Source organism: Actinoplanes sp. NPDC026670 (assembly GCF_040638175.1).
In the GTDB taxonomy this organism is placed as follows: Bacteria; Actinomycetota; Actinomycetes; order Mycobacteriales; family Micromonosporaceae; genus Actinoplanes.
The window spans coordinates 173759-200298 of record NZ_JBEZXU010000015.1; the positions used below are offsets into that span (position 1 = coordinate 173759).

Below are 26540 nucleotides of genomic sequence, written 5' to 3' on the forward strand. Positions count from 1 at the left end.
GTGCCGGTGATCAGCCGAGCGTCACGTTGACGCGTTTCGTTCCGGAGGCGGGCACACCCACCCGGGTCGCCGAGTCCTGGCCGGTCGCGTGGTCGTACCACCCGGTCTTGATGATGTCGCCCTCGCCTGTCGCCAGCCAGCGGATCTTGACCTGCTGTCTTCCGATCACCGGCATCCGGTACGTCCCACCCGGCCCCTGGCCGTAGCTGTCGAACTCGGCCATCTGGTCACCGGTGACCGCGTTGATCGCGGTGAGCCGCCAGCCGTCCGCGGGCAGTCCGGGCGGGATCACGACCTTGCCGGTCAGCACGGATCCGCCGGTCAGCTTGATGTCGTAGGTCGCCGCGGCGCTCGACGTGACCGGGATGTGCACCGCCTGAAAGCGGTTGCCGACGTTGCCCGACCACTGCCGCGGGTGACCTGACGCGCTGAACGCCAGCGGCCACGCGTACGGCCCGAGCTTGCCGATCGTGTACCGGCCACGGCTGTCGGTGTCGACGTCGTGGATCGGCCCGGCGCCGAAGCTCCAGGCGGTGAACGAGACGTTGGCGCCCTCGATCGGCGCGCCGTCGGCCCCCTTGACCACGCCGGTGATCGACCCGGCCCGGTCCAGGCGTGCGGGCGGGGCGGCCACCGTCCGGTCGGTCCGGACCACGATCCGGGCCGCCGCCTTCTGGTCGCCGGTGCCGCCGGACGAGCCGATCCACTGGTGGCCGTAGGTGCCGGGGGTGACGGCGAAGGCCTCGTAGGTGCCCGGGGCGAGCGCGGCGCTGGTCGACGTGCCCTGGTTCTCGGTGCAGTCGCCGTACCCGTCCGGCAGGCCGCCCCCGCCGATCGTGGTCAGCACGAAGCAGGTCTCCGGCACCGGCCGGCCGGTGGTGTGGTCGGTGGCGGTGAACGACACCTTGCCGCCCTTGGCCAGCGGAACCGTGAGCGTGGCGGTCTGGCCGCTGACCAGCGTGACCGGGTTGTCGCGGTCGCGCAGGAAGTAGGTGTCCTCCCCCGGCAGCACGTCGACCACGGCCTCGCCCGGGGTCAGATCGCCCACCGTGGCGACCCCGCCGACCGAGCAGCCCTGCTCGAACCCGCCGGACTCGACCTGCACGCAGAAGTCGGTGACGGGCGCCCCGGTGACCTCGTCGACCGCCTTGACGGCCACCGTCGCGCCGGTCAGCCAGGTGTCGTCCACGGTCACGTCCGCCCCGCCGCCGACGGTGATCACGTCGGCCGCCTCGCGGGTGGTCTTCCCGTACGCCCACTGGTTCCGCGAGCCCGACGGGTTCATGAACGAGACCTGGTAGTCGCCGGGGTGGACGTCGTCGACCCGCCACCCGCCGTCCGATCCGGTCGAGGTGCCGTAGCTGTGCTCGTCGTCGGTCGAGGTGAGGTAGACCTGGAACTCCGCCTTCGCGCCACCGTCCGCCGCGACCAGGCGACCGGACACGGAGGCCGGCTTGAGCACCGAGTCGTCAGCGACGATCGTCTGCCCCGCGGCGAGCGTGTAGACCCGAGCCCCGGCCCGGTCGACCGCGCCCGGGATGTACTGGACGGCCCCGTTGGGGGCGGCCTGGAAGGCGACGACGTAGTCACCGGGCAGCGCCGGGAACGAGTAGTCGCCGTCCTCGCCGGTGAAGCCGCCGTAGATCCGCCGCTCCCCGGCGAACAGCAGCACCTCGATCCAGGGCAGCGGGCTACCGTCGACACCGGTGATCCGGCCGCGGAACGTGCCGGTCGGGAGCAGCGTCTCGTCGACCCGGACCGTCGTGCCCGCCGCGACGCTGAACGTGGCCGCGTCCTCCTCGGTGGCCGACTGCGGCGCCCACTGCCGGGCGGAGTCCGGTCCGAACCCGACGTGCTGGTCACCGGCCCACACGGTCACCCGGTACCGCCCGGCGTCGTCGGTGTAGGTCAGCGCCCGCGAACCGCCCGCGAGCTCGTGGACGTCCACCTGGAGCCAGGCCGCGGGCGAGCCGTCGGCGCCGGTGACCGTCCCCTCGACGACACCTGACGGCAGCCGCCGCGCGTCGACGGTCAGCACCCCGCCGTCGGTCACGTCGTAGACCTGCCCCGCCTCCTGGCTGAGCTCCTGCGGCGCCCACTGGATCAGGGAATCGGTCTGGAAGGAGACCTTCACCGGCCCTTCACCGATCCCGGTCAGCTGGTAGCGCCCCTCGGCGTCGGTGGCCGTGCCACCCAGGTACGACCCGTCCTCGGCACCCCAGGCCACCACCCAGGCGTCGGCCAGCGGCGCGCCGGCGTGGTCGAGATAGACGCCGCCGATGTCACCGACACCGGCCGAGGCCGGAGCGGCGCCCGCGGGCGCGGTCATCCCTCCGGCCAGGAGCAGTCCGGCGGTGAGGACACCACCGAGCCGAACGAGAAGAGATCCGATCACGACAAGCCCCCATGGCTATGACAGCGAACACGACCCATGTCGATGCGTCACATCGCCCGCAGCATAGATGAGTCCCCTGCGGACGGAGGGGCGATGAGCACCGGGAATTCGCCGGGATCCGGCTCGGCGGCGCCCGGCGCTCGGCTGATCGGCCTAATCCGTGCAGGTGAATTCCGGGGCCACGCCTGGCGTAGCCGAGATACTCCGGAGTTCCCCGCCACCCTCTCGGCGAAGGTGTCGTTACACGACGGGGACGTCGACCGTCCGCCAGCGATGCCTACCGAACCGAGGCCGGAGGGACCTTCTTGTTGCGTTCGCCCAGAGATCAGACCGCGGGCCGAGGAAGGCTCGGCGTCTACGTCGACACGGTGGTCGACATCGGCCACGGGGACGAGATCCACACCGTGCGGACCAACGCGGCGAGCCTGGCGTTCCTGACCTTCGTCTGCGAGGTCGGATCAAGTTTCCCAGGCCTGACGATTTTTGCCAGGCAATCGAGCAACGCGGGCGCAGATTTCGAGCTCCCCGGCCGTCCGGGCGTCGCCGGTCTGCCCTACTACCCGGCGGTGTCGCCCGGCGCGCTGGCCACCAACGCCCTCCCGACGGTACGGGCGATGTGGCGGCATCTCGACGACGTCGACCACGTCTGGGTCTTCGGCCCGCATCCGTACGGATTCCTGCTCGCCGTTCTCGCGGCGGCCCGGCGCCGGCGGGTGACGCTCGGCGTCCGCCAGGAGACCCTGCACTACTTCGCCAGCCGGATGCGGCCGGGCGCCCGCCGTACCGGAATCCTGCTCGCCGTGCGGCTGCTGGACGCCGCCTGGCGGCTGCTGTCCCGGAAGATGCCGACAACGGTCCTCGGCACCGGTATCGAGAAGACCTACGGCGGACCGCGGACCGGCCTGTATCCGATGAGTGTCTCGCTCGTCCGGCACTCCGACCTCCGGCCGGCCGGCCCGCGGCGCGAGCTGACCGGCCCGATCGAGCTGTTGGCCGTCGGCCGGCTGGCGCCGGAGAAGAACCCGATGATGCTGCTCGACGCGCTCGCGAGGCTGCATTCACGATGCCCGGGCCGCTACCGGCTGACCTGGGTGGGTGACGGCGAGATGCGGTCGGCAGTCCACGAGCGAGCGGCTGAGCTCGGCATCGGGGACGTCGTCTCGCTTCCGGGATTCGTGCCGATCGGCCAGGAGCTGATGGCTTACTACCGGCGCGCCGACCTGTTCGTCCTCACCTCGGTCACCGAGGGACTGCCCCAGGCTCTCGTCGAGGCGCAGGCGAACGCCGTCCCGATCGTGGCGACCGACGTCGGCGGGGTCGGGCTGGTGCTCGACGACGGCCGGGCCGGCGTGCTGGTGCCGTCCGGCGACGCGGCCGCGCTGGCCGAATCGATCGACGGGCTGATCGCGGACAGCGCCCGTCTGGCCGCGCTGGTGGAGCGGGGCCGGGAACTCGCGGAGATGCGAACCCTGGAAGCGACCTCCGCCTCGGCGGCCGCCTTCCTTACCGGCGGAACCCGGCAGAAGGGCTGAGGAATGCTCGCCGACACAGATGCCGAACCCCGGGTGGCGGTGGTCATTCCGTGCTTCAACGACGGCCACTTCCTCCTGGAGACTCTCGAGTCGGTGCGGGACCAGGAGGAATGCGAGACCGTCATCGTGAACGACGGCTCGACCGACGGGCGCACGCTCGACATTCTCGCCGATCTACAGGAATCCGGCATCCGGGTCATCACGCAGTCGAACCAGGGACTGTCCGCGGCGCGGATGACCGGCGTCCGGAACACCAGCGCACGGTACGTCCAGCCGCTCGACTCCGACGACCGGCTCGCGCCAGGCGCCCTGAAGCGCCTCGCGGACGTTCTGGACGCGCAGCCGGAGGCCGACCTCGCGTGGGGCGACTACTCCTGCTTCGGCGCCTTCACCGGGCGGGTCCCGGGCGCGCGACTCCTGGACCCGTGGCGGATCACGTACGTCAACGAGGTCGTCGTCGCCAGCATGATCCGGCGCAGCGCACTGACCTCGGTGGGCGGGTGGGACATGGGTTCCGGGTTCGAGGACTGGGATCTCTGGATGAAGCTCGCCGAGATCGGCGCGCAGGGTGTGCACGTCCCGGCGGTGACGCTGCACTACCGCCAGCACGCCACTCCCCGAATGTATCGGGAAAGCCTCGGCCGCATCGAGGCTTTGAACGCCCAGCTGCGTACTCGCCGGCATCGCCTGTTCGCCGAGCGCACCTCGAATTGGCGCCGGTCCCCATCATCGTGGGGAGTCAAGGCGATGTTTCCGGTCGTCGGATCCATGCCCGGACTACCGGAGCGCCGGCGCCAGCAGTGCTACGCCCTGATCCGCGACATCTTCGAACCCGAGATGAGTTCGGAAACCTTTTGGGGCCCTCGTGCGCGCCTCCGGCGATGGCGTCGCCGGCCGATGGCCGAGGTCGTCGGATAGGGGTGCCTTCACGCTAAAAGCGTGGCCACGGATTTATGCGAAAAATCTTCGGCCGAAAGAAGGCCGGTCGTCTCTGCTACGGTCCACTTCATGTCATCTGCAAGCGGCGGCACGATCCGGAGTATCCAGATCCTGCGTGCCATGGCGGCGACCGCGGTGGTCTATTTCCATTGCAACTCGCCGCACGGTGGATTCGGCTTCCCACAGACAGGCGCGTGGGGCGTCGATATATTTTTCGTAATCAGTGGCTTCATCATTGCGGGCACGGCCCTGCGGAGGCGGGAGAACTTCCTGCGGATCCGCGTCATCCGGGTCGTGCCGATCTACCTGGTCGCCACTTTTCTCATGACGAGCGTGGTCCTCGCGCTCCCCGACCGGGTCAACAGCGCCGAGGTCTCCCCGGCCGGCCTGCTCAAGTCGGCCCTGTTCATCCCGTACGAGATGGCGACGAGACCCGGGCCGATCCTCGAGGCCGGCTGGACGCTGAACTACGAGATGTTCTTCTACGTGATGGTGGCGCTCGCGCTCCTGGCCACCAGAAACGCGAGACGCGGCCTCGCGCTCGCGGCCGCGTTGCTCTGCCTGCTCGTGCTGAGTGGCTGGTTCGCACCCTCGGAGTGGTATCTCGTTCGCTTCTATCAGAGCAGCCTGTTTCTGGAGTTCCTGTCCGGGGTTCTGCTCTGGGTGATTTACGAAAGGTCCCGCGAAATACCGGCCAGATTCATGGTAGGCCGAATGGCGAGTGCCGTCGCTGGCGGTTTCCTCATCGCCGGTGGCATCGGCCTGCTATTGGCCGTGGATGCCGGAGCGGTCTTCGCCGGCGGAACGGACGTGCGCTTTCTTCAGTACGGCCTGCCCGCCGTCCTCGTGGTCGCGGGTGGCCTGCTGACCGAATCCGCATTGCCGGCCGGCCGGTGGACCACACTATTGGTGGAACTGGGCGACGCGAGCTACGCGCTCTATCTGTTCCACCCGTTCGTCATCCTGTTCCTCTCCCGGATCGTTTTCGAGGGCGCCCTCGCCGGAGGCGGGCCCTGGCTCCGATTGGCGCTTCTGATTCTGGCGACAGCGCTGGCGCTCACCGCGAGCGTCGTGGTCAACCGGTACATCGACGGTCCGATACAGCGCCGGCTCCGCGGCCGGGTGCTGAGAGTCAAGTCGTCCGAGAAGGCGCTGGTCCGACCTCAGGTGTGAGCCTTGACCAGCTTCGCGGGGCTGCGGTGGCGGGCCGTTCGCACCAGGTGCGCCAGCGCGCCGAAGGGCGGCCCGAACCGGGCGCAACCGGCGATGAAGCCGGCGCCCCACGCCAGCTGCATGACCGCGAAGACCGCGGGAAGCAGGGCACAGTCGACCGGTTGCCGGCCGCGAACCATCTCGCGGCCGGCAACCGCGACCGCAGCCACAACCCAGACCGCGATGCCGGTCAGCGGCAGCCACCGGTACGGCCCGGGCAGAACGGCGAGAGCCGCGGTGAGCGCCAGCGCCGGTGGCAGGACGTGTGACCGGCGCATGCTCGTGGGATGCCGGCGGGAGGTCTTGGCCCGGTACTGCCCGTACCGCCAGTACTGCCGGGCGAGCGCGGGCAGGCTGTCACGTGGCGTGTACGTCGCCGCCATCTCCGGCAGGCACACGATGCGGCCGCCGGTCGCCCGTACCCGGGCCGCCAGCTCGGCGTCCTCGTTGACCGGCCAGCCCTCGTCCCAGCCGCCGAGGTCTTCGAGGGTGCTCCGGCGCAGGATCCCGGTGAACCCGGTGTCGGCGTCCTTCTCCGGGCCGGGCCGGCGGAAGGTCGCGCCACCGACACCCATCGACGTGTGCAGCGCCATGGACACGCGCCTGGACCATCGGCCGTCACCGGCCGCGAGCGCCGCTCCGCTCACCCAGGCGACGTCGCCTGCCTGGAGGCGGGCCAGCCCGGTGGCCAGATAGCCCGCCGGATAACGGGTGTGCGCGTCCATGCGCGCGATGAAGCCGCCTCGGGCCGCGCGCAGGCCGATGTTGAGCGCCATCGGGATCTGCCGTTCCGGGTTGTCCAGAAGCCGGATCCGCGGATCCCGGGCCGAGATGTCCTCGACCATCTCCCGGCTCCCGTCGGTGGAGCCCCCGTCGATCACCAGGATCTCGAAGCCGCCAGGCACCTGCTGGTCACACATCATCGCCAGCGTGGTCTCGATGTGCGACGCCTCGTTCAGGACGGGCACCAGCACCGACACCACGGGGGTCGCACTGCTCTCCGGCATGTCAACCTTTCCGTCTGGGCAACAACCGCATCAGCTGGTCGATGTCGGACAGCCGCGGCACGAGCGAGCGGTACTGCAAACCGAGCGTCCGGTGCACGAGACCCAGCGCGACGCAGCCACAGATCAGATAGGAGATCGTGGATGCGAGAGCTGCGCCGGACGCACCGAACGGCGGGATCATCACCAGGAACAGGACGATCGCGACCGCGAATCCGACACCGTGCACGACCGACTCGAGGATCGGCCGCTGCTGGGCGACCAGTGCGGTGCCGAAGATGTTGAACGCCATCACCCCGAAGGCGCTGACGGCGAGAATCCGCAGGTCCAGCACGGAGTCCGAGAATTCCGGGCCGAAGATGGTCACGCAGAGGAACGGCGCGATGAGCATGGTTCCACCGACCAGGATCAGCACGAAGACGGCACAGATCCGGAAGATCCGAGCCGCCTGCCGGCCGGCGTCCGCCTTCGTGGCCCGCAGCAGGTCCGGCCGGAAGGTCACGCTCACCGCCCGGGACAGGTGGACGATCGCGTCGAACCACGCCACGGCGACGCTGTAGGTGCCCAGCTCACGGGCACCACCGAGCACGCCGAGCAGCCAGTGGTCGAGACGGTAGGTCCCGGACACCATGACGCCGCCGAGGTGGCTGCGCAGCCCGAACCCGAGGATCTGCTTGAGCAGGGGCGCCGATGGGAGGGCGAATCCGGAGGACCGGCCGACGTGGGCCACCAGCAACCCGGCGGAGACGGCGATTCCGATCACCCAGTCCAGGACGGCGACCCGGATCGTCAGGCTGCCCATCACCGCATGTCCCGCGTTGAGGGCCAGGGTGGCCAGCGGCGCGCTGATCCAGGCCAGGCTGGCCATCGCCAGGCTGTACGAGGCACGGGCCAGGTACAGGAAGTTGAGCTGCAGGATCGAGATCGGGATGGCGCTGACCGCGATCAGGACGTCGACGTCGGTGAGCTGGATTCCGGACGCCGGGACGGCCCAGAAGAAGACCCAGGCCGCGGCTGCGCCCAGCAGGCCCAGCACCCCGGCGAGAACCACACTGGCGCCGGCGAGGGCCGGCCGTTCGCCCGGACGGGTTCCGCTGATGTTGGTCATGGCCTCGTACGCGCTCAGGGTGGCCAGGAACCCGACCAGCCCCGCGACGGTGGTGAGGAAGGCGACCTCACCCCGGCCACTCGCGCCCAGCAGGCGCGCGGTCAGCATCACGTTGGCCAGACCACCCGCGGACGCGAGGAGGTAGGACCCGTAGGTCTGCATCGCCGCGCGGAACATCGGCGGCCGGCGGTCCTCCGGCAGGGTCTTGGCGTCCGTCATGACGCGGGGCACGGTTCGGTGACCGGCGTCGTCTCCGCCGAAGGCCCGCGGCGCCATGGGGTCTCGGCCCGGGCCAGCGACAGCAGGATCGGCCCGGCCGCCAGCAGGATCCACAGCCGGAAGTCACGCGCGATGGTGAGGAACGCGGCCGACCCGAGCAGCGAGATCACCGCCACCGCCACGCTGCGGCTCAGCGCCGCCAGGTCGCGACGGCCGGCCCAGGCGAAGTCGCGACCGGCACGCAGCGAACACCAGGTGCAGAACCCGATGATCGCGAGGAACAGCCCGAGGCCGATCGCGCCGCTGTCCACCCAGAGCTGCAGGTAGGTGTTGTGTGCCACCAGCGGCTTCTCCGCGATGGCGGAGGCGTTCTGCACCTCGCCGATCGCCAGCGCGACGCCCGGTTTGTGAACCTGGAAGTTGTCCAGTCCCAGCCCGGCGATCGGGTTCTCCAGCGCCAGATGGACCGCGGCGTTCCACAGATCCTCCCGGCCGGACCCGCCGTCGTTGGAGACCACCATCCGCTGCCACGCCGGCGGGAAGCAGTAGAACCACAAGGCGGCCGGCACGACCACGCACACCGCGGCCGCGAGCACCCGTCCGATCACCTGCCGGAAGATCACCAGGGCGGCGACGAACGCGACACCGGCCGAGATCACGACCATGCGCGACGCCGTTCCGGCCGCTGCCGCCGCCAGCATCAGGATCGCCACCACGATCGCCGACCGGACCCAGGCCCGGCGGACCACACACGCCAGGCCGAACGCCAGGATCGCCGCGGCGATGAGCCCGGCCCCCAGCCCGTTGGGGTCTCCGGCGGCCCCCGAGACACGGTTGTCCATGCTGGTCAGCGGGTCCGCGGAGGCGGAGGCGGTCGAGCGCAGGGTGATCATGCCGATGGTGGCGGCGAGCGTTGCCGACGCGACGAAGGTGCTCACCAGGAGCAGAAGGAGCCTGATGGAGGTGATCCGGGTCAGCACCAGGCCGAAGACCGCCAACGGGATCGGCCACCACCGGTACTCCCGCACGACGGCCGCCGGGTCGTCCGCCCACAGCATCGTCGCCCCGAACCACAGGTACATCGTGATGACTAGGGCGACCAGCCAGCGGAATTCACGGATCCGTTCGTCGGTGATCGACCGGCGCCGGATCGCGTCGACGGCCCACGCGGCGAGCGACAGCACGAAGCCGGCCCGCAACAACGCGCCACCGGCAACGCTGGCGGGGACGAACACACCCGGCAGCCAGCAGAGCAGGCCCGCGGTCGGATTCCGGAAGCAGCAGGCGGCGAGGGCCACCACGCACAGCGCACCGACCGCGATCCGCTCATCGAACCCGACCAGCGCCCCGAGGGCCACCGCCGCGCAGGTCACGGCGAGGACCAGGGACAACCCGTGGAGCTGCGCGGGCCGCCCTCGGACGGCTGTCGTCACTTGTCCGAACCGCCGTCGCCCGGCGGGTACGCCGGCGCCCGCATCCCGGTGCGGGGCGCGGCCCGATGAGTTCGAGCCCAGGCGCCGGCGACCGCGAGGCAGAGACCGAGGACCAACGACAAAGCGATCTTGTACGCGGCCGGCAGCCCGACCGGCGCAGTCGGCGGGCTGGCCGGCTGATCCGTCGACAGTGAGGGGTCACCGGTTCGGATGATCAGTTCCAGGCGTGCCGTGCTGGCCGCGCTCGGTTTGCTCGTGGCGCCGGCCGGCATCTTGGCGCGCAGGGCGAGCAGGGTCGCCGCCCGTTTCCGGATCTCCGAGTTCCTCGTCGCGAGGGCGGCTTCCGCGAACGTCGTGGCCAGCCGGGCGGCGGCGGCGGGCGAATCGGCCTGCGCCTTCACCGCGACGACGTAACTCTGGCCCAACGGCTCGAGCACGACGCTCTGATCGACGGACGCCGGGCTCCACGGAGCGCCGAGCTTGGCGGCGGTGGCGGCGACGGCGGCCGGTGTGTCGAGCTGCGCGACGGCCGTCTGCACCGATCGTGCCGGCTCGACGGACCCGGTGATGACGCCCAGTCCCGACAGGTCGGCATCCGCCGGAACCGGTGCGACCAGGATGTGCGCGGAAGCCTCCCACTTCGGGGGTATGAGGAGGACGTAGGCGGTCGTCGCGGCGACGCAGGTCGCGACCACCACGGCGATGAATCTCCAGTAGCGGACGATGCCGACCAGTGCCGGCGTCGGCGCCGGCGCTACTGGTTTCGTGCTCGGTTTGTCCTGAAGCAGGGTATTGATCACTGGGGCACGCCTAAATCCACTAGGTCTGGGGGGAGGGAGTCGAGGACGCCAGCGCCCGATGTGCGCTGGCGGTCTGCCACTGACGGTCGAAGACCAGGGTTCGGACGGTCTCCAGCAGGATCACGCAGTCGACCGAGAACGATCGATGCTTGATGTAGTAGAGGTCGTAGCAGACCTTCAGTGCGGATCCGGCTTCGGATCCCGCGTAACCGCCACGTACCTGGGCCCAGCCGGTCAGGCCGGGCCGCACGAGATGACGGACGTCGTAGTAGGGGATCGCCAGCCGCAGGCGTTCGGCCAGGGCCGGCTGTTCGGGGCGTGGACCGACGATGCTCATGTCGCCACGGAAGACGTTGACGATCTGCGGCAGCTCGTCCAGGTGGGTGCGGCGCATGAACCGCCCGATCCAGGTGACCCGGGGATCCGCACGGGACGACCACTGCTCGTGCTCGCTGGTGGAACGCATGGAACGCATCTTCAGGATCTCGAACGGCCGGCCGCGCTCGCCGATCCGCATCTGCCGGTAGAGGACCGGGCCGCCGTCCAGTTTCACCAGGACGGCGAGGACGGCGAGCACCGGCGCGGCGAGGAGGCCCGCCACCAGGCTGATGACCACGTCCAGGATCCGTTTGCTCCGGGGTGTCCCCGGTTGATAGCTCGGGTGCAGCACTGATTCGAGCCAGCGCGGCTCGATCGCCGCCAGCGCCGTCAGCCCGAAGGTCTCCTCGCAGAACGAGACCAGCTCGATCACGCGGACCTTCATGTCCAGACAGTTGGCGGCCAGCAGTTCGAACGCGGAACGACGGGCCTCCTCCGAGGAGACCAGCAGGAGGTCGATCCCGTTCCGCTCGATGATGGCGGGTAGCTCGCTCTCCGGTCCCAGCCGGTGATCGTGACCCTGGAGCGGGCCGGCCGGCGGCTCACCGACATATCCGACGACCTGGCCGACGGACGGATGCACGACCAGCGCCTGATTCAGTGCCGTGACCAGCTCGGAGTTGCCCAGCAGCGCGATACGGACCGCCCTGCTCCTCGGCCGGCGGCGCAGGGACAGCAGAACGATGCCCAGGCTGCCGGCCAGGCAGACGATCGCGAGCTTCCGCGACGGGATGTGCGCGCGCCGGGCGACGAGGTCCGAGGCCAGCGTCATCGCCAGGAAGATCAATGGCCCGCTGGCCGGCACCAGCCACTTGGCCATCGGAAGAAAATGTGCGAAGGGACGACCACAACGAACAATGAGAATGGATGCGAATATGGCGGCCGTGACGGCCGGGGCCTCATGCAGAGTCAGTGACTCGGTCGCGGCGGCAATGCCGATCGTAGCGACCGATACAAGGGGTGAAATCTCGATGCCGCCCATGTCCAGTGCGCGACGGAATCGTTCTCGCAAGGCGACGTACTCCTGGTTCCGGTACTTGGGCACGGCTCGATCGATGACTCACGGGCCGGACGTCGACGCTTTCGATTAATTGTGCATGCCGGCGCCACTCCGACACTGTTCTGCCGGCACATTTCACCCGGCCGGGAACAGTCGGGCCGACCGATGGCGCCCAATGACCGGTCAACCGGTCGCATCCGGGCGCCATCAGCCGCCACTACCTTCGGAGGTGGATGAGTCCGCGGCATCCGGACAAAGCCGGATCAGGAGGTGTTCTCACAACCGGGCCGCAGATGTCCACGACTTCACACCAGGATTTGCTCCGTGAACTCCGCCTCTCGGAGCCGGAACCAGTCAATCGTCGACCGGAGTCCGAAATCCAGGTCGGAATCGCGCGCCTCGGGCATTAGCATCCGCAACCGGCCGCCATTTGCCTGCGAATCACGGACGTCGCCCGCCCGGGCCTTGGTGAATTGAAGATCAATTGGCCGGCCGGAGATCAGTTCGATCTTCTTGGCCAGGTCGATGATCGTCGTCCGCGTGCCGAAGGCCAGGTTGACAGGGGACGGACTCGCCATTCGGTTCAGGGCCGCGTCGGCAAGAACCGAAGCCAGAGAACCGACATACGTGAAGTCCCGGGACTGCGTCCCGTCACCGTAGATGACCAGTGGCCGGCCACGCAGCGCCGCATCGATAAAGGACGGGATGACCGCCGCATACGGGTGGTCCGGTGACTGGAGAGGGCCGTAGACGTTGAAGAACCGGAACGCCACGACAGGGATCCGATACGTCGATGCGTACGCCAGTGCATAAGATTCAGCGGCAAGCTTGTTGGCAGCATATGGACTCACCGGCGCAGCGGCGTCGTCCTCACTGATGGGCAGCTTTTGGGTTTGGCCGTACACAGCCGACGACGAGGCGAAGATGAATGACTTCTGGAATTTTCGGCAGGCCTCCAGAATCGTGACCGTGCCATTCATGTTCACCTCGTGACTCGAAAGTGGATCCATGACCGAGAGCGGCACCGAGGGCTGCGCGGCCAGATGAATCACCGAATCACATTGATTGACCAATTCGGCGACGGTGTCGCGACTGAGAATGGTGTCCTTGACTACCTCGACAGGAATCGACTCGATGTTGGAAATATTGCCGGTGCTGAAATCGTCGAGAACCGTGACGGCTTCGACTTCGGTCCTCGCGAGAAGCTCGCTGCACAGGTTCGCACCAATGAAGCCGGCTCCGCCGGTTACCAGGATCCTCATATTATTTTCCGCTCAATTTTTGCAGATAGAGTCCGGACACGGCGACAGTCACCCGGTTCCCACCAAGGTGATTCTGATCGCCGGCGTCTTCGCTGTTCACATCCGCGGCAGCACGTCCTGCCCACGAACGATCGATGTCCGCGTTGATCAACGAGGCCTGGGCGACACGGTGACGGACAATTCGTCCGGGAACCCGCCAAGCCTGGCAAAGGGTGCAGGTGGCCTGCGGCCGACCTGGTCTCATCCGTCACCCGTAGCCACGATCTTCGGACTCGTTCGAGTGGCCTTCGCTCGCGAGCGCCTTCCGGAACCCGGTGATCCGGACCTTCCGCGATCCCGGTTCCCAGAATCCCTGTTCCCAGATCAGAAGAACTTCGTCTCCGGGCGCACCGCGCCCCCGTCGCCCATAGGGAATCTCGCCTTGAACATCGAGGAGCCGCGCCGCCAGGAGCCGGACCCCACTGGATCCGCCCCGCGAACGCCCGTCACCACGCGAGCCGACCGAGACGTTCAGGCAGATCCGCCCAGACGGCCTTGGTTCTCGGCCGGCCGCTGGGCGAACAGCCGGGTCCGAGCCGGCTTCACCCGCCCCGGACCGGGCCGGATCATCGCGGCGCTGCTCGTGATCTCGCTGATCACGCTGACGGTGGTCAGATGCCACCGGTCGACCGACGCCCCGCACCGCGTCGAGGACAACCTGGACCCCCGGACCGGCGGGCGTCTCCATTCCGCCACCAGCCCGTTCAACCAGGCCATCCCCGCGAACCCCCAACTGGACCCGCGCTCCGCCGACTACGTACGCCTGCTGGGTCGCAGCAAGAACGAGAAGGGCTTCGTGCTGGCGGTCGAGGAGTGGACCGTGCCCGCCTACTTCGTCAAGCACGACACCAGGCGACACGACGTCCGGATCTCCGGCTACGACAACGTCCAGCGGGTCATGCGCAACGTCCCGATCCCGGACAACGCCCGCCCCGACCCGTCGGAGGACGCCCACCTGTCAGTGATCGACCCGGCCACCCGCTGCGAGTACGACCTCTTCGGCGCCAAGAAGACCCCGACCGGCTGGACCGCCAAATGGGCCAACGTCACCTCGATCGCGGACAGCGGGATCTACCCGGCCGGGATGTCGACGCGGGCCACCGGGTTCGCAGCGCTCGCCGGCATGATCTGGCCCGCCGAGCTGCGCAACCGGCGGATCGACCATGCGCTCGTCTTCGCCTACCCGTACACCAAGTCCGGCGGACCGGTCGCCCCGGCCACCGCCAGCGACGGCCGGACAGCGCTGCCCGCGGCGATGCCACAGGGCGCCCGGGTTCAGCTCGACCCGGCCCTGGACCTCGACACGCTCGGGCTGACCACCTACGAACGGACGATCGCCGAGGCCCTGCAACGCTACGGGATGTTCCTCGGTGACACCGGCGGCGCGTTCGCGCTCTATGCGGTGAGCCCGCAGAGCTTCGACACCAATCCCTACACGGGACTGCTGCCGGACGAACCGTATGTGTTCCTCAACAAGATCCCGGTGAACAGGTTCCGGGTGTTGAAGACCGGCAAACAGATGGCACAGACGCGTTACTCGATCGTGCCGTCGAGCTGCGCCCGGATCGAGGCCGTAGCCGGCTGATCGAAGCCACGCAGCAGTAAAGCCACACAACAGAAAGCCACCGCCGCGTCCCGTTCGGTTCTCCCGAACCGCGGGCGCGACGGTGGCTCTCCTACACGTACGAGGTCAGTTCACGACGTCGATCCGGGCACAGGTCGACGGCACGATCGAGTAGCGCGTCTGCGCGACCTGCTTACCGGTCTTCAGCACCCGGAACTTCTCCACCGGGATCTTGTTGAGGAAGGCGTAGGTCTCGGTGGTGGGCAGCACTCCCGCGTACGGGTCGGTGTCGAAGCTCTGCCGGCTCACCCCGTAGATCGCGAACGCTCCACCGGTGTCGCCCAGGTACATGCCATACCGCTGCAGAGCCTCGGCAATCGTCCGCTCGTAGGCGCTCAGCCCCAGGGTGCTGAGGTCCAGGGCCGGGTCGAGCTGCACCCGGGCGCCTTCCGGCATCGCCGCGGCCAGGGTGGTCCGGCCGTCGCTGGACGTGGCCGGCGCCACCGGTCCGCCGGACTTGGTGTACGGGTAGGCGAAGACGAGCGCGTGGTCGATACGGCCGTTGCGCAGCTCGGCGGGCCAGACCATGCCGGCGAGCGGCGCGAATCCGGTGGCCCGGGTCGACATGCTGTACGGGTAGATCCCACTGTCCGACGTCGAGGTCACGTTGGCCCAGATCGCGGTCCAGCCGGTCGCGGTCTTCTTGGCGCCGAAGAGGTCGTACTCGCAGCGGGTGACCGGGTCGATCAGGGTCATGTGGGCGTCCTCAGCCGGGTCCGGCCGGGCGTTGTCCGGGATCGGGACGTTGCGCATGACCCGTCGGACGTCATCGAAGCCGGAGATCCGGACGTCGTGCCGCTTGGTGTCCTGCTTGACGAAGTAGGCGGGCACGGTCCATTCCCCGACCGCCATGGTGAAGCCCTTCTCCTTCTTGCTACGGCTCAGCAGCCGCACATAGTCCGCGGAGCGCGGGTCCAGCTCGGGGTTCGCCGGGATGGCCTGGTTGAACGGGCTCGTACCGGAATAGAGCCGCCCACCGATACGGGGGTCTGCGGCGGCCGACTGGAAGTCCGTTGCTCCGGTGACCACGGCGGCACGGGCCGCCGCGTCGGCGCTACGGGGAACCATCGTGACCGTGCTCGCCATCGCGAGCAGGGCCGCCAGGACCGGACCGTATTTGTGCAGCTTCCGACGACGCAATTATTTCTCCCCCGCTTGTCCAGCCGCGTTTCGGCTGGGCATGCGAAGAAGATTCGCGGTCGGATGGTGCGCGGCCGGTACCTCTCCCGGTGCCGTCCGGTTGCCGTCGTCCGGGGCCGATACAGGGCGGACGCTCACGCGCGCGGGCACCGCGCCCGGATAGCGGCGCGCCAATGGCCGGACACCCCGGAAGGCCACCCGAAGACCATCCACTTATGGGCGCAGTAGACCCTGAAAGGATTTCGATAATCAGTTCATCTGAATAATGAAATCTGATGACCGGGGTCGGAATTGACCCCACAATCGACCCGGTAAACTACTTCCGAAAAGCTTCCGCCGACCCGGAATTCGATCTCGGAATCCTAACCGCCGAACCGGAGAGAAATTCACGTCAATGATCGACCGCTTGCGGCCGCATTTACATGAGTGCAGGAATTCGGCGCGACCGGCAGCCCGTCGAGGAGCTTCAGCGAGTCCCGCAGGCGCTGGTGAGCAGCGCGGGCGGCCCGACCGACGGTCGAGCGACGGAGCGAGCAGGAACCCGTGACATCGATCCGAGGGCGCCGAAATCCGGGCCGGGCGGATCCAACTCAGCAGGAGAATGAAATGATCAAGAAACTACTCCCCCGACGGACCGAGGAGTTTCTCATCGCGATGACACTCGTTACCGGAATGACCGTCGGTTTCGCATCGAGTGCCTCCGCCGCGGGTTCCCCGTCGATCGTGGGAAGATCCTGCTCCTTCAGCGAGATCGGCCGACAGGTATTCACCGTCGAATCGGCCTCGGTGTCTCCCGTGGTGACCCATTTCGCAACCTTCAACGTGACCACCGGAACGCTTACCGAAAACACCTATCGCCTGAACGTGGTCAACCGTGTGGGCACGACCATCAACGGCAACTCGGGTTCGTCCGAAACACTCTCCGACGAGGTGACCCGCACGGTCGGGTTCTCTGTTCGCAAGGACGAGGGCACCACCGTCACTCAGGACATCACGGTCAAGTGGAGGTTCAGCAGCCCCGGCTACTACGGCCTCTACAAGGGGACCAAGCGCGTCAGTGGCACGTTCAGCCAGGCCGTCTGCCGCCTCGGCTGGGGATTCCCCCGGTTCGAGCGCTGGGGCGGCGGCACCTACACCACGTTCGGCACCGTCGAGGAGGGAACCGTCCTGTGCAGCGACGTCCTCCCGGCCCGGACGGTGCGCAGGGCGGCTCAGGTCATGCTCGGGTGCAGCACACCCACAACCAGCAAACCGGCCCCGAAAGCACCGGCCCGCTAACCCAGCAAAAAACAAAAGCGGCGGCACCGCCGGTGCCGCCGCTTCGGGCAACCTTCCCACAAAACCACCAAACCACCACAGACGACCGCAGCTTTGAGACGGTGGCGAACCGGAACAAAACCACCCACCACACCCACCCACCATGGGGTAAGCGGAACATAGCCACCTGCAGCGCCCACCGTGATGCGGGGCTTCCGGGGGCTCGGCCCCCGGAGTAGACAAACCGGAACGGCCCCCGGTTCGCGCTTTCCGCGAACAGGGGGCCGCCAAAGTGGAGGTGCCGGGAATCGAACCCGGGTCCTTCGTTGTTTTGTCAGGGCTTCTCCGAGCGCAGCTCACTACGTCCCTACTCGGCCCTCCGACTCACGTGAGCAAGTTCGGACGACGGGCCCAGTCACTGATTGATCTCGCCGTAAGGTCCCCGTGACCGGGACCCATTGGCCAGCCTCCTAGCTGATGCCGGCAGCTGGGACGGAGGCGCTCCCAGACCGACAGACCACGCTACTTGCCTCAGGCGGCGAGAGCGTACTGGTCAGCGTCAAACTTTTCGTTGGCGCTTATAAGTTTCCGACGACCGATTCTCGAGACGACGTCGGCTTCCTCGGCTCGCTTCCCCTGTCTCCACGTACGAAGTCGAAACCAGTCACCCCCATGTCTGTATTACAGCCTGGCAATCTTAACCCATCCGGCAGGAGCCTCCACCGACGGAGCAGCCGACCGGGCGTACCGCGTCGGCGACGCCCTTGGCGCCCTGGAAGCCCGCGGTGATGGACTGCCCGCCGGCCAGCGACTTCCCTCGCAGGGTGACGGTGTCGCCGCTGACGCTGACCGTGGCGTTCCACGCGCCGCGCACCTCGACGTCGGCGCTGGACGGGTAGGTGATCGTGACCGACCAGTCGCGGGTGCTCGCGTCGTTGTTGACGATCCGGATCGCGGCGATGAACCCCTCCCGCCAGTTGGCACTGGTCGAGTACGTGGCGGTGAACACGTCAGGCGTGGGCGAAGGGCTGGCGCTGCGGGACGGCGAGGCGCTCGGCGTACGGCTGACGCTCTTTGAGGGTTTGGGTTTGCCCGAGGCCGACGCGGACGGTGAGCTGGACGCCGACGTTGAGGGTGACGCCGAGGCGGAAGCCGAGGTGGACGGGGCGACGGAGGGTGTCACCGTGGCCGATTCGGTCGACGGGGCGGTGGCCGGTAGGGAACCTTGGGCGGCCTGGAGGTTCGCGGTCGGCTGGACCATCAGCGGCTCGCCGTCGCTGCCCGATCCGCCGGCGACGACGGCGACCCAGATGACCAGGGCGACGAGCACCGCGGCGGCGGAGCCGAGCACGAGGCGGGCCAGGATGAACTGACGGATGGCATGCTTCGCCAACGGGTGGCTCTCCCTCACGGCATCGGAAGATCGAAACGGCAACGCAAGATCTGAACGGCAACGCAGGATCTGAACGGCACAGCAGGAACGGACGGCAACACAGAATCGGACGGCAACGCTGGAACGGACGGCGCGCGACAGCGAAAGATCGCACGATTGTGGAGGATCGGGCAACGGCGGATCAGGCGAAGATCAAAGCCTGGCGGGCGAGAATACCCGTCAGTCCATCCCCTTCGCGCGGCGGCCCATCGCCCGGTTGATCTCCCGCTGGGCGTCCCGGCTGGCCATGTCCTGACGTTTGTCGTACGACTTCTTGCCCTTGGCGACGCCGAGCTCGACCTTCGCATACCCGTTGTGGAAGTAGACCGAGAGCGGGACCAGGGTGACGCCGTCGTCACGCAGCTTGCCCAGCATCTTGTGGATCTCTTCGCGGTGCAGCAGCAGCTTGCGCACCCGGCGCGGCTCGTGGTTGGTCCAGGTGCCCTGCGTGTACTCCGGGATGTGCATCCCGTGCAGGTAGATCTCGCCGTCCTTCTCGTGGCCGAACGCGTCGACCAGGGACGATCGGCCGGCCCGCAGCGACTTCACCTCGGTGCCGGTGAGGACCATGCCGGCCTCGTAGGTGTCGAGGATGGTGTAGTCGTGGTACGCCTTCCGATTGGAGGCGACGACCTTGCGGCCCTGTTCCCGTGGCATGAGCGAAAAGCCTACCCGGGGTTCAGCAGAGGCAGCCGGGGAGGTAATTGAGCGGGTTACGGGGCACCCCGCCGAACCGGGTCTCGAAGTGCAGGTGCGCTCCGGTGGAGGCGCCGGTGCTGCCGACCCGGCCGATCACCTCGCCACGGCGGACGTAGTCGCCGACCCGCACGTAGATCCGGGACTGATGGGCGTAGCAGGTGGTGAAGCCGTACCCGCTCAATCGCCCGTGGTTGATGCACGTGTACCTACCGTAACCGCCGTTCCAGTCGGCCTGGATGACCCGGCCGGAGGCGGCGGCCCGGATCGGGCTACCTGAGCCGGCCGCGAAGTCGGTGCCGGCATGCAGTTGCCAGACCCGGTAGTAGGGGTCGTAGCGGTTGCCGTAGTCGCTGCTCTTCCAGCCGCGGACGGGCATCAGGAGGTGCCCGCCGGGATAGCGGCTGCCGACACCGCCCCGGTTCTCCCAGCCGCGTACCGCCGACCGGACCCGCTGTTCGGCCCGGACCGCGGCCCGGTACTGGGCGAGGACCGTGGTCCGCTGGGCCTCGGCGGCCCGCAGCGCGGTCTGCCGGGCGAGCACCAGGTGGTAGAGCGCCTGCCGGGCGCGGATGGCGGCGGCCTGGGCGTTCTGCGCGGCGCGGAGTTTGTCGACGGCGGACCGTTCGGCCGCCTCGGCGGCACGCTTGGCAGCGCCGGCCCGGTCCTGCGCGGTGCGGGCCTCCCGCCGGGCGCCGAAGAGGGTACGGACCTCCTCCTGTTCCCGGGTCTGGAGGTATTCGACGAGCCCGAGGCGGTCCAGCATGTCCTGTGGCCCGCTCGATCGGGCGAGCATGTTGAACCGGGTGAGCCGGCTGCCCATGTAGCTGGCGGCCGCGATCTCGTCGACCCGGGCCCGGGCCTGGTCGAGCCGTCCGGCCGCGACCTCGTAGTCGCCGGCCACCCGCCGGTGCTCGCTGCGGGCCAGGTCGGCGTTGCGGCGGGCCAGGTCGGCCTGGACGCGGGTGGCGACGACCACACCGCGGGTGGTGGCGACCCGATTCTGAGCGGCGGGAAGGGCGGCGGTGGCGCGGGCCAGGTTGGTGGCGGCGGTCCGGGCGGCCGCGCTCGCGTTCTCCAGGAGGGCCTCGGCCCGGCGGACGGCCCGGGCCGCGTCGTCGTTGCGATCGGCGGCGGCGGGCCGGGGTCCGGTCAGGACGATTCCCACGATGCCGAGGAGGCAGAGGCAAGCGGCTATCAGGCGGTACCTCACCGGGTCACGCTACCGCGACCAATCACCCCCAAAGCCCCAAAACGCCCGATGGCCGCATCCCTGTCCGGGAATGCGGCCATCGGCACGGTCAGGTCGTCAGACCTTCAGGTAGAAGCGCAGCGTGATCCACGCGGTGACCGCGCTGACCAGGGCGCCCACACCGGCCAGCAGCGGCAGCATGAGCAGCACGTTGCCGGTCGGAATCGGGGTGAGGATCGTGGTGAGCGCCTGGAGCTTGTTGTCCAGCAGGACCACCTTGGCGATGAAGAGCGCGACGAAGCCCAGGATCGCGCCGATCAGACCGGCGACCACCGCCTCGAGCACGAACGGCGCCTGGATGAACCAGTTCGACGCGCCGACGAGCTTCATCACCGCGACCTCACGACGCTTGCTGTACGCCGCCACCTGGATGGTGTTACCCACGAGGAGCAAGGCGGCCACCGCCATGAAGCCCGCGACGATCAGTGCCGCCAGCTGGATCGAGTTGAAGATGTCGAAGACCTCTTCAAGGATGTCGCTCTGGTCGATGATCTGCCGGATCCCGGGCATGCCCTCGAGGCCCTTGGCGAAGTCCTTGTACTGCTCCGGGTTCTTCAGCGTCACCCGGTACGACTCCGGCAGACTGTCCGCGTTGATCGCGTTGACGAAGTCCGGGGAGTCGGCCCAGAGCTGCTGGAAGCGCTTGAGCGCGTCTTCCTTGGTCTCGTAGGTCTTGTCCTTGACGAGGTCACTACCGGTGATGGCCTGGTCGATCGTGGCCTTCTGACCGTCGGTGATGTCCTCGGTCAGGAAGATCGAGACCTGGATGTTCCCGTAGTAGTAGTCCTTCATCTGGTCGACCTGCATGTACAGCAGCACGCTGGCGCCCAGCATGCTCAACGAGACGGCCATGGTGATGATCATGGCGACCGTCATCGTGACGTTTCGCCACAGGCCCACCAGGACCTCGTTGAGTACGTACTTCACGCGCATCGGGGGGATCCTTCCAGGACTCCGCGTGTCACAGCTTCAGCGTTCGTTACGGGGGCGGAGCCGGGACTAGCCGTAGACACCGCGCGCCTGGTCACGGACGATCCGTCCGCTCTCGATCTCGATAACCCGGCGGCGCATCTGGTTAACGATGTTGGAGTCGTGCGTGACCATCACGACAGTGGTGCCGGTCCGGTTGATCCGGTCCAGCAGTCGCATGATCTCGATGGAGGTGTCCGGGTCCAGGTTACCCGTGGGCTCGTCGGCCAGCAGGATCAGCGGGCGGTTGACGAAGGCCCGGGCCACCGCGACACGCTGCTGCTCACCACCGGAGAGCTCGTGCGGGTACCGGTGCTCCTTGCCACCGAGACCGACCAGCTCCAGCACCTCGGGCACCACACGCCGGGCCACGGCCTTGGTCTTGCCGATCACTTCAAGGGCAAAGGCGACATTTTCGTACGCCGTACGGTTCGGCAGCAACCGGAAGTCCTGGAACACGCAGCCGATCGAGCGCCGGAAGTGGGGGACCTTCCAGGACCGGAGCGTGGTCACATCCTTCTGGTTCACCACCACTTTGCCGCTGGTCGGAGAGACCTCGTGCAGCAGCAGCTTGATGATCGTCGACTTGCCGGAACCGGAGGGGCCGATGAAGAAGACGAACTCACCCTTCTCGATCCCGACGCTGACATTGTCCAGCGACGGCCGAGACCCCTTCGGATACGTCTTCGTCACGTTCTCGAGCTGAATCACGGGACTGGAGTCTACGCGGTGTAACGAAATCGCCAAGCCCGCCGGGGCCGGGAATATTCACGAGCTGCGGTAACGGCACATTCGACCGCAACCCGGCCTGACTCACCGTTCAGGACGGGTTGCGCTCCGTCACCGCCGGATCAGCCCGCGAGCTGGTTCTGCTTGCGCCAGCGGATGCCGGCCTCGATGAACCCGTCCACATCGCCGTCGAAGACCGACGAAGGGTTGCCGGTCTCGAACTCAGTGCGCAGATCCTTCACCATCTGGTACGGGTGGAGGACGTACGAACGCATCTGGTCGCCCCACGATCCGGTGGTGTCCTGCCGCAGATCGTTCATCTTGGCCTGCTCCTCCTGGCGCTTCCGCTCCAGAAGACGCGCCTGGAGCACCCGCAGGGCGGCCGCCTTGTTCTGCAGCTGCGACTTCTCGTTCTGACACGAGGCCACGATGCCGGTCGGGATGTGGGTCAGCCGGACCGCCGAGTCGGTGGTGTTGACGCTCTGCCCACCGGGGCCCGAAGAGCGGTAGACGTCGGTCCGGATCTCGTTCTCCGGAATCTCGATGCTGTCGGTCTGCTCGACCACCGGCATCACCTCGACACTGGCAAAGCTGGTCTGGCGGCGGCCCTGGTTGTCGAACGGGCTGATCCGGACCAGCCGGTGGGTGCCCGACTCGACACCGAGGGTGCCGTACGCATACGGCACCTTCACGGTGAAGGTCGCCGACTTGAGGCCGGCCTCCTCCGCGTAGGAGGTGTCGTAGACCTCGGTCGGGTAGCCGTGCCGCTCCGCCCAGCGCAGGTACATCCGCATCAGCATCTCGGCGAAGTCGGCGGCGTCCACGCCACCCGCTCCGGCCCGGATGGCGACGAGCGCCTCCCGGGAGTCGTACTCCCCGGAGAGAAGGGTGCGGACCTCCATCTCGTCGACCGCCTTGGTCAACGTGGTGAGCTCCTCACCGACCTCGTCGATCGACCCGGCGTCGCCCTCGGCCTCGGCGAGCTCGAGGAGGACGCCGGCGTCGTCGAGACGGGAGCGCAAGCGCTCCAGCTTGGAGATCTCACCGGAGACGTACGCGAGACGGCTGTTGACCTCCTGCGCGCGGGCCTGGTCGTCCCAGAGGTCCGGGGCGGAGGCCTGCTCCTCGAGGTCCGCCTTGTCCCGGCGCAGCTTGTCGACGTCCAGGACGTTCTCGATGTTGCGCAGGGTCGCGTCGAGGGCCTTCAGTTGCTCGGGAAAGTCGGCAGCGGTCACGACACTCAAGACTACGCCGCCCGGCCAGATTGCTGGCCGGGGCGGTCCGTTCAACTCGTCGGGGCGGCTTTGAGCCAGGTGAGAGCGGCCTTGTGATAGGCGACCGCGAACTCCAGCGCCGCCGCGCCGAACGGGTCGCCGTTCTTCTTGGCCTCCTTGGCCTGCTCTTTCGCCATCGCCATGGCCTCCGAGTGGTACTGGTTGGCATTGGTGTAGAGCGTCTGCAACTGGTCGCCGCTGTGCTGCTGACCGAAGGCGACCCGGAGAGCGACCGGGTTGCGCAGCGCGTCCCGGCCCGGCGACTCGGCGAGCCATCGGGTGAAGGCACGTTTGCCGGACGCGGTGATGGCGTAGGGCTGACTGGATCGAGGGCCCGGCTTTCCGAGGCGAACGTACGACATTTCGGCCAGCACGGGCAGTTCGCGGTAGACCTGGCTCCGCGTCATCGACCAGTAGGGCCCGAGGCGGCGTTCGGCAGCCGCCATCAGCTGACCGCCGGTCATCGCCCCCTCATGGAGGAGGCCGAGAAGGGCAGCCGCCGTCGGATTGATTTGGAAGTCGGGCATGCCTAATAAGCTGCCACTTTGTCGCGCCCCCGTCCAGGATTTAGCCCGATCCGTCCAGTTTGCGCCTCCACAAACGACTGTCCCGCACAGACAGTCCGACAACGAGCGTGCGGATCGGGCGTTTCGGCCTTGAAAACCACGTTGACCAGGTAATATGGCGCAGATAAACGGTCACACGAACCGTTGCGGGCAGGAATTACGCGAAACCCCGCGATTCGCCATGCAAAACCAGACAATCGGCGCTAACCACCCATCGCCTCCTCGGGTGCCGATCGGCCGCCCCCGTTTTTCGCGCGACCGTCCATCGTCGCACCTCACCGGACGGCCCGTCGGGCCTTCGCAGGCACGCCGGTTACCCTGAGCCCCATGACAGACCGCCAGACCGCCCCCGAGACCGTCGAGGAGTCCCGGCTCACCGCGGCGCTGCTCGCGGTCGCCGCCGTGGGGTGGACCGCCGCGATGCTCTGGTCGGCCCGCGCCAGCATCACCAGCCGGGCGGACGCCGCGATGGAGGTGACCTCCACGGCCTATGCGCTGCCCGGCGCGGTCTCCGCCGACCTGGTCGCCGGCGCGGCGGTGGCGCTGCTCGTGCTCACCCTGGCTGGCGGACGGTGGACGCTCGGCCCGACCGCCCGGTTCGCCCTGGCCACCGGGTCGGGGCTGCTCGTCGGCGTGCTCAGCGCGATCCCGATCATCACGATCAACACGCTCGGCACGATCTACGCGGCGGTCGGCGGCACCGTCGCGGCGGCGGCCACCATCGGCGGGGCGCTGGCCGGTCTCCGGATCCCCCGGGTGATCTCAGCGGCCGCGGCGGCGTCGGTCGGCGTCTTCCTGATCGGATTCGTGCTCAACCTCTTCCAGGAGCCGGTGCTCAGCGCTTTCGGCGCCGGCGACACCGAGTCCTCGGCCAACGCGGCACAGTGGTTCTCGTACAGCCAGGCGGTCCTCAGCGGTCTGGCCGCCGGGATCATCGCCTACCTGATGCTGCGCCGCGCCGGCGCCGGTGTCCGCTGGCCGATGTTCGCACTGGCCGGCGCCGGGCCAGGCCTGCTGCTGGTGATCGGCGAGCTGCTGTCGCGCACCGCCGGGGCCAAGGTGCTGGAGCTGGCCGGCAAGGTCAGCGAACTCGAGCGGACCGTTCAGGAGCTGCTCAGTACGGCTCGTCTCAACAACGCGCTGATCGTGGTCTTCGCGGGCGCGCTGACCGCGATCTTCGCGGTCGGCCGGACTCTCGGGTCACCGGCCGACGAGACCGACGAGCCCCAATCCGAGACGCCCCGGTCCGAGGCGCTCCAATCCAAGAATCCCCAATCCAAGACGCCCCAGTCCGAGGCGCCCCAGTCCGACAAGCCTCGGACCGACAAGCCTCTGACCGCCGCGTCTCGGGCCGACGGGGCTTCGTCCGAGACGTCTCGGACCGACGGAACTCAGACTGACAAGCCACAGGCCGACGGGCCTCGGGCCGACAAGCCTCGGGCCGACGGGCCTCGGGCCGACAAGCCTCGGGCCGACGGGCCTCCGGCCGCGGCCGATGAGGAGGCTCAGAGCAGCTCGTCGAGCTCGGAGACGGCGTACCACTCCAGCTCGTGATCTTCGGCGCCGTCGACGGTGAACTGCGCGTCCGGGTCGCCGGCCAGGGCTTCCTCGATCACTCCGGCGGCCTCCCCGATCGACTCCTCGGCGTCGGCGCTGTCGACGTGAATGCTGGCCACCTCGGACAGGCGCACCGCCTGCGGCAGGCGCACGGTGCTCGAACCGAGCTCGGTGTCCTCCCGGATCAGACTGGCGGCCGGCACGTCGGCCGACACCACCACCCGCCGGCGCGGCGCGGCCGGGTCGTGCCGTAGCAGTTGCAGGGCGCCCTGGGCGGCCCGGGTGAAGGCGACGTACTCCAGCTCCTCCTCGTCGCCCTCCGCATACCACTCCCGGAGCCCGGGGGTCACCGCGTGCGCGATCGTCGCCTGGTCGCCGAGCTGCCCGTCGGCCCGCAGCGCGGCGAGCAGCGGCAGCGTGGCCGGCACGTAAACCCGGACCAGATCGGTGATCGGCACGTCTTTCCTCCTGCACACGGCGCGTTCTGCGGTCCCGGACAGTACACCGTCCACACGGTTCGCCGAGTGCCCCATTCCACCAGGCGTCTCCGGATCGGGGCAGCGCAGGGGGCTTTCGGAGTCGAGGTCACCGCCGACCACCCGCGATCTTGTGGATTTCGGGCACACCTGGCGGAGTCAATACTTCGTTGCATCACTGTCGATGGATCTTGATGGGATGCTGTGATGGCGGCGCGGTTGAGTGTGGCGGAACGGGAAGAGATAG

22 protein-coding genes and 1 other RNA gene are annotated in these 26540 nt (G+C 68.3%); 6 read left to right on the top strand and 17 right to left on the bottom strand.

Annotated features, from left to right (window positions below; all coding sequences use genetic code 11):
• Positions 1-10: 10 nt before the first annotated feature.
• On the bottom strand, positions 11-2395 hold the full coding sequence (locus AB0E94_RS17210; protein ID WP_360327105.1) for a carboxypeptidase regulatory-like domain-containing protein: 2385 nt from the start codon (positions 2393-2395) through the stop codon (positions 11-13).
• A gap of 308 nt (positions 2396-2703) precedes the next feature.
• Between AB0E94_RS17210 and AB0E94_RS17215 the strand changes: the two genes are divergently transcribed.
• The 3 genes from AB0E94_RS17215 to AB0E94_RS17225 all read left to right on the top strand — a co-directional run bounded on the left by AB0E94_RS17215 (position 2704) and on the right by AB0E94_RS17225 (position 6039).
• Positions 2704-3927, top strand: a complete 1224-nt coding sequence (locus tag AB0E94_RS17215) for a glycosyltransferase (RefSeq protein ID WP_360327107.1) — start codon at positions 2704-2706, stop codon at positions 3925-3927.
• A gap of 3 nt (positions 3928-3930) precedes the next feature.
• Complete coding sequence (locus AB0E94_RS17220) at positions 3931-4845, top strand: glycosyltransferase family A protein (RefSeq protein ID WP_360327109.1); 915 nt, start codon at positions 3931-3933, stop codon at positions 4843-4845.
• Positions 4846-4935: 90 nt separating this feature from the next.
• A complete protein-coding gene (locus AB0E94_RS17225) occupies positions 4936-6039 on the top strand; it encodes an acyltransferase (protein WP_360327111.1) in 1104 nt (367 codons plus the stop codon).
• Here the strand turns inward: AB0E94_RS17225 and AB0E94_RS17230 are convergent.
• The 6 genes from AB0E94_RS17230 to AB0E94_RS17255 all read right to left on the bottom strand — a co-directional run bounded on the left by AB0E94_RS17230 (position 6030) and on the right by AB0E94_RS17255 (position 13282).
• Entirely contained in the window at positions 6030-7085 is a 1056-nt protein-coding gene (locus tag AB0E94_RS17230) for a glycosyltransferase family 2 protein (RefSeq protein WP_360327112.1), read from the bottom strand. The genes AB0E94_RS17225 and AB0E94_RS17230 overlap by 10 nt on opposite strands.
• Before the next feature lies 1 nt (position 7086).
• Positions 7087-8409 (bottom strand): polysaccharide biosynthesis C-terminal domain-containing protein, encoded by a 1323-nt coding sequence (locus AB0E94_RS17235; protein WP_360327114.1) that lies wholly within the window; start codon positions 8407-8409, stop codon positions 7087-7089.
• Positions 8406-9842 carry an O-antigen ligase family protein gene (locus AB0E94_RS17240; RefSeq protein ID WP_360327116.1) on the bottom strand — a complete coding sequence of 479 codons (1437 nt, stop codon included), beginning with the start codon at positions 9840-9842 and terminating at the stop codon, positions 8406-8408. The genes AB0E94_RS17235 and AB0E94_RS17240 overlap by 4 nt, the downstream gene beginning before the upstream one ends.
• Complete coding sequence (locus AB0E94_RS17245; RefSeq protein ID WP_360327118.1) at positions 9839-10642, bottom strand: hypothetical protein; 804 nt, start codon at positions 10640-10642, stop codon at positions 9839-9841. Before AB0E94_RS17245 ends, AB0E94_RS17240 begins: the two co-directional genes overlap by 4 nt.
• A 19-nt stretch (positions 10643-10661) precedes the next feature.
• A complete protein-coding gene (locus AB0E94_RS17250; protein WP_360327119.1) occupies positions 10662-11840 on the bottom strand; it encodes an exopolysaccharide biosynthesis polyprenyl glycosylphosphotransferase in 1179 nt (392 codons plus the stop codon).
• Positions 11841-12325: 485 nt separating this feature from the next.
• Positions 12326-13282, bottom strand: coding sequence for an NAD-dependent epimerase/dehydratase family protein (locus AB0E94_RS17255; RefSeq protein ID WP_360327121.1), 957 nt, complete (start codon positions 13280-13282; stop codon positions 12326-12328).
• A 622-nt stretch (positions 13283-13904) separates the two neighbouring features.
• On the opposite strand from AB0E94_RS17255, the gene AB0E94_RS17260 reads away from it, so the two are divergent.
• A complete protein-coding gene (locus tag AB0E94_RS17260) occupies positions 13905-14906 on the top strand; it encodes a hypothetical protein (protein WP_360327122.1) in 1002 nt (333 codons plus the stop codon).
• A 105-nt stretch (positions 14907-15011) separates the two neighbouring features.
• Here the strand turns inward: AB0E94_RS17260 and AB0E94_RS17265 are convergent, their stop codons facing one another.
• The gene (locus AB0E94_RS17265) at positions 15012-16085 is read right to left on the bottom strand and encodes a hypothetical protein (protein WP_360327123.1); all 1074 of its coding nucleotides are present in this window, start codon (positions 16083-16085) and stop codon (positions 15012-15014) included.
• A gap of 543 nt (positions 16086-16628) precedes the next feature.
• Here AB0E94_RS17265 and AB0E94_RS17270 point away from each other — a divergent pair.
• Positions 16629-17363: a hypothetical protein gene (locus AB0E94_RS17270; protein ID WP_360327125.1), complete on the top strand. Its 735-nt coding sequence runs from the start codon at positions 16629-16631 to the stop codon at positions 17361-17363.
• Between the two features lie 269 nt (positions 17364-17632).
• Here AB0E94_RS17270 and ssrA read toward each other — a convergent pair.
• The 8 genes from ssrA to AB0E94_RS17310 form a co-directional block, all read right to left on the bottom strand.
• Positions 17633-18014, bottom strand: a transfer-messenger RNA (tmRNA) gene (ssrA, locus tag AB0E94_RS17275).
• A 25-nt stretch (positions 18015-18039) separates the two neighbouring features.
• Positions 18040-18735: a cellulose binding domain-containing protein gene (locus tag AB0E94_RS17280; protein WP_360327127.1), complete on the bottom strand. Its 696-nt coding sequence runs from the start codon at positions 18733-18735 to the stop codon at positions 18040-18042.
• A 219-nt stretch (positions 18736-18954) separates the two neighbouring features.
• Positions 18955-19431, bottom strand: coding sequence for an SsrA-binding protein SmpB (smpB, locus tag AB0E94_RS17285; RefSeq protein ID WP_317788415.1), 477 nt, complete (start codon positions 19429-19431; stop codon positions 18955-18957).
• A gap of 22 nt (positions 19432-19453) precedes the next feature.
• On the bottom strand, positions 19454-20683 hold the full coding sequence (locus AB0E94_RS17290; protein ID WP_360327129.1) for a M23 family metallopeptidase: 1230 nt from the start codon (positions 20681-20683) through the stop codon (positions 19454-19456).
• Positions 20684-20779: 96 nt separating this feature from the next.
• Positions 20780-21655, bottom strand: coding sequence for a permease-like cell division protein FtsX (gene ftsX, locus AB0E94_RS17295; protein ID WP_360327131.1), 876 nt, complete (start codon positions 21653-21655; stop codon positions 20780-20782).
• A 66-nt stretch (positions 21656-21721) separates the two neighbouring features.
• Complete coding sequence (ftsE, locus tag AB0E94_RS17300; RefSeq protein ID WP_317788419.1) at positions 21722-22402, bottom strand: cell division ATP-binding protein FtsE; 681 nt, start codon at positions 22400-22402, stop codon at positions 21722-21724.
• Positions 22403-22542: 140 nt separating this feature from the next.
• The gene (gene prfB / locus AB0E94_RS17305; protein WP_360327132.1) at positions 22543-23655 is read right to left on the bottom strand and encodes a peptide chain release factor 2; all 1113 of its coding nucleotides are present in this window, start codon (positions 23653-23655) and stop codon (positions 22543-22545) included.
• A 50-nt stretch (positions 23656-23705) separates the two neighbouring features.
• Positions 23706-24221: a PadR family transcriptional regulator gene (locus tag AB0E94_RS17310; RefSeq protein ID WP_360327134.1), complete on the bottom strand. Its 516-nt coding sequence runs from the start codon at positions 24219-24221 to the stop codon at positions 23706-23708.
• 366 nt (positions 24222-24587) lie between these two features.
• Between AB0E94_RS17310 and AB0E94_RS17315 the strand changes: the two genes are divergently transcribed.
• Complete coding sequence (locus AB0E94_RS17315; protein WP_360327135.1) at positions 24588-25814, top strand: hypothetical protein; 1227 nt, start codon at positions 24588-24590, stop codon at positions 25812-25814.
• Here AB0E94_RS17315 and AB0E94_RS17320 read toward each other — a convergent pair.
• The gene (locus tag AB0E94_RS17320) at positions 25766-26275 is read right to left on the bottom strand and encodes a hypothetical protein (protein ID WP_360327137.1); all 510 of its coding nucleotides are present in this window, start codon (positions 26273-26275) and stop codon (positions 25766-25768) included. The genes AB0E94_RS17315 and AB0E94_RS17320 overlap by 49 nt on opposite strands.
• Positions 26276-26540: the final 265 nt, after the last annotated feature.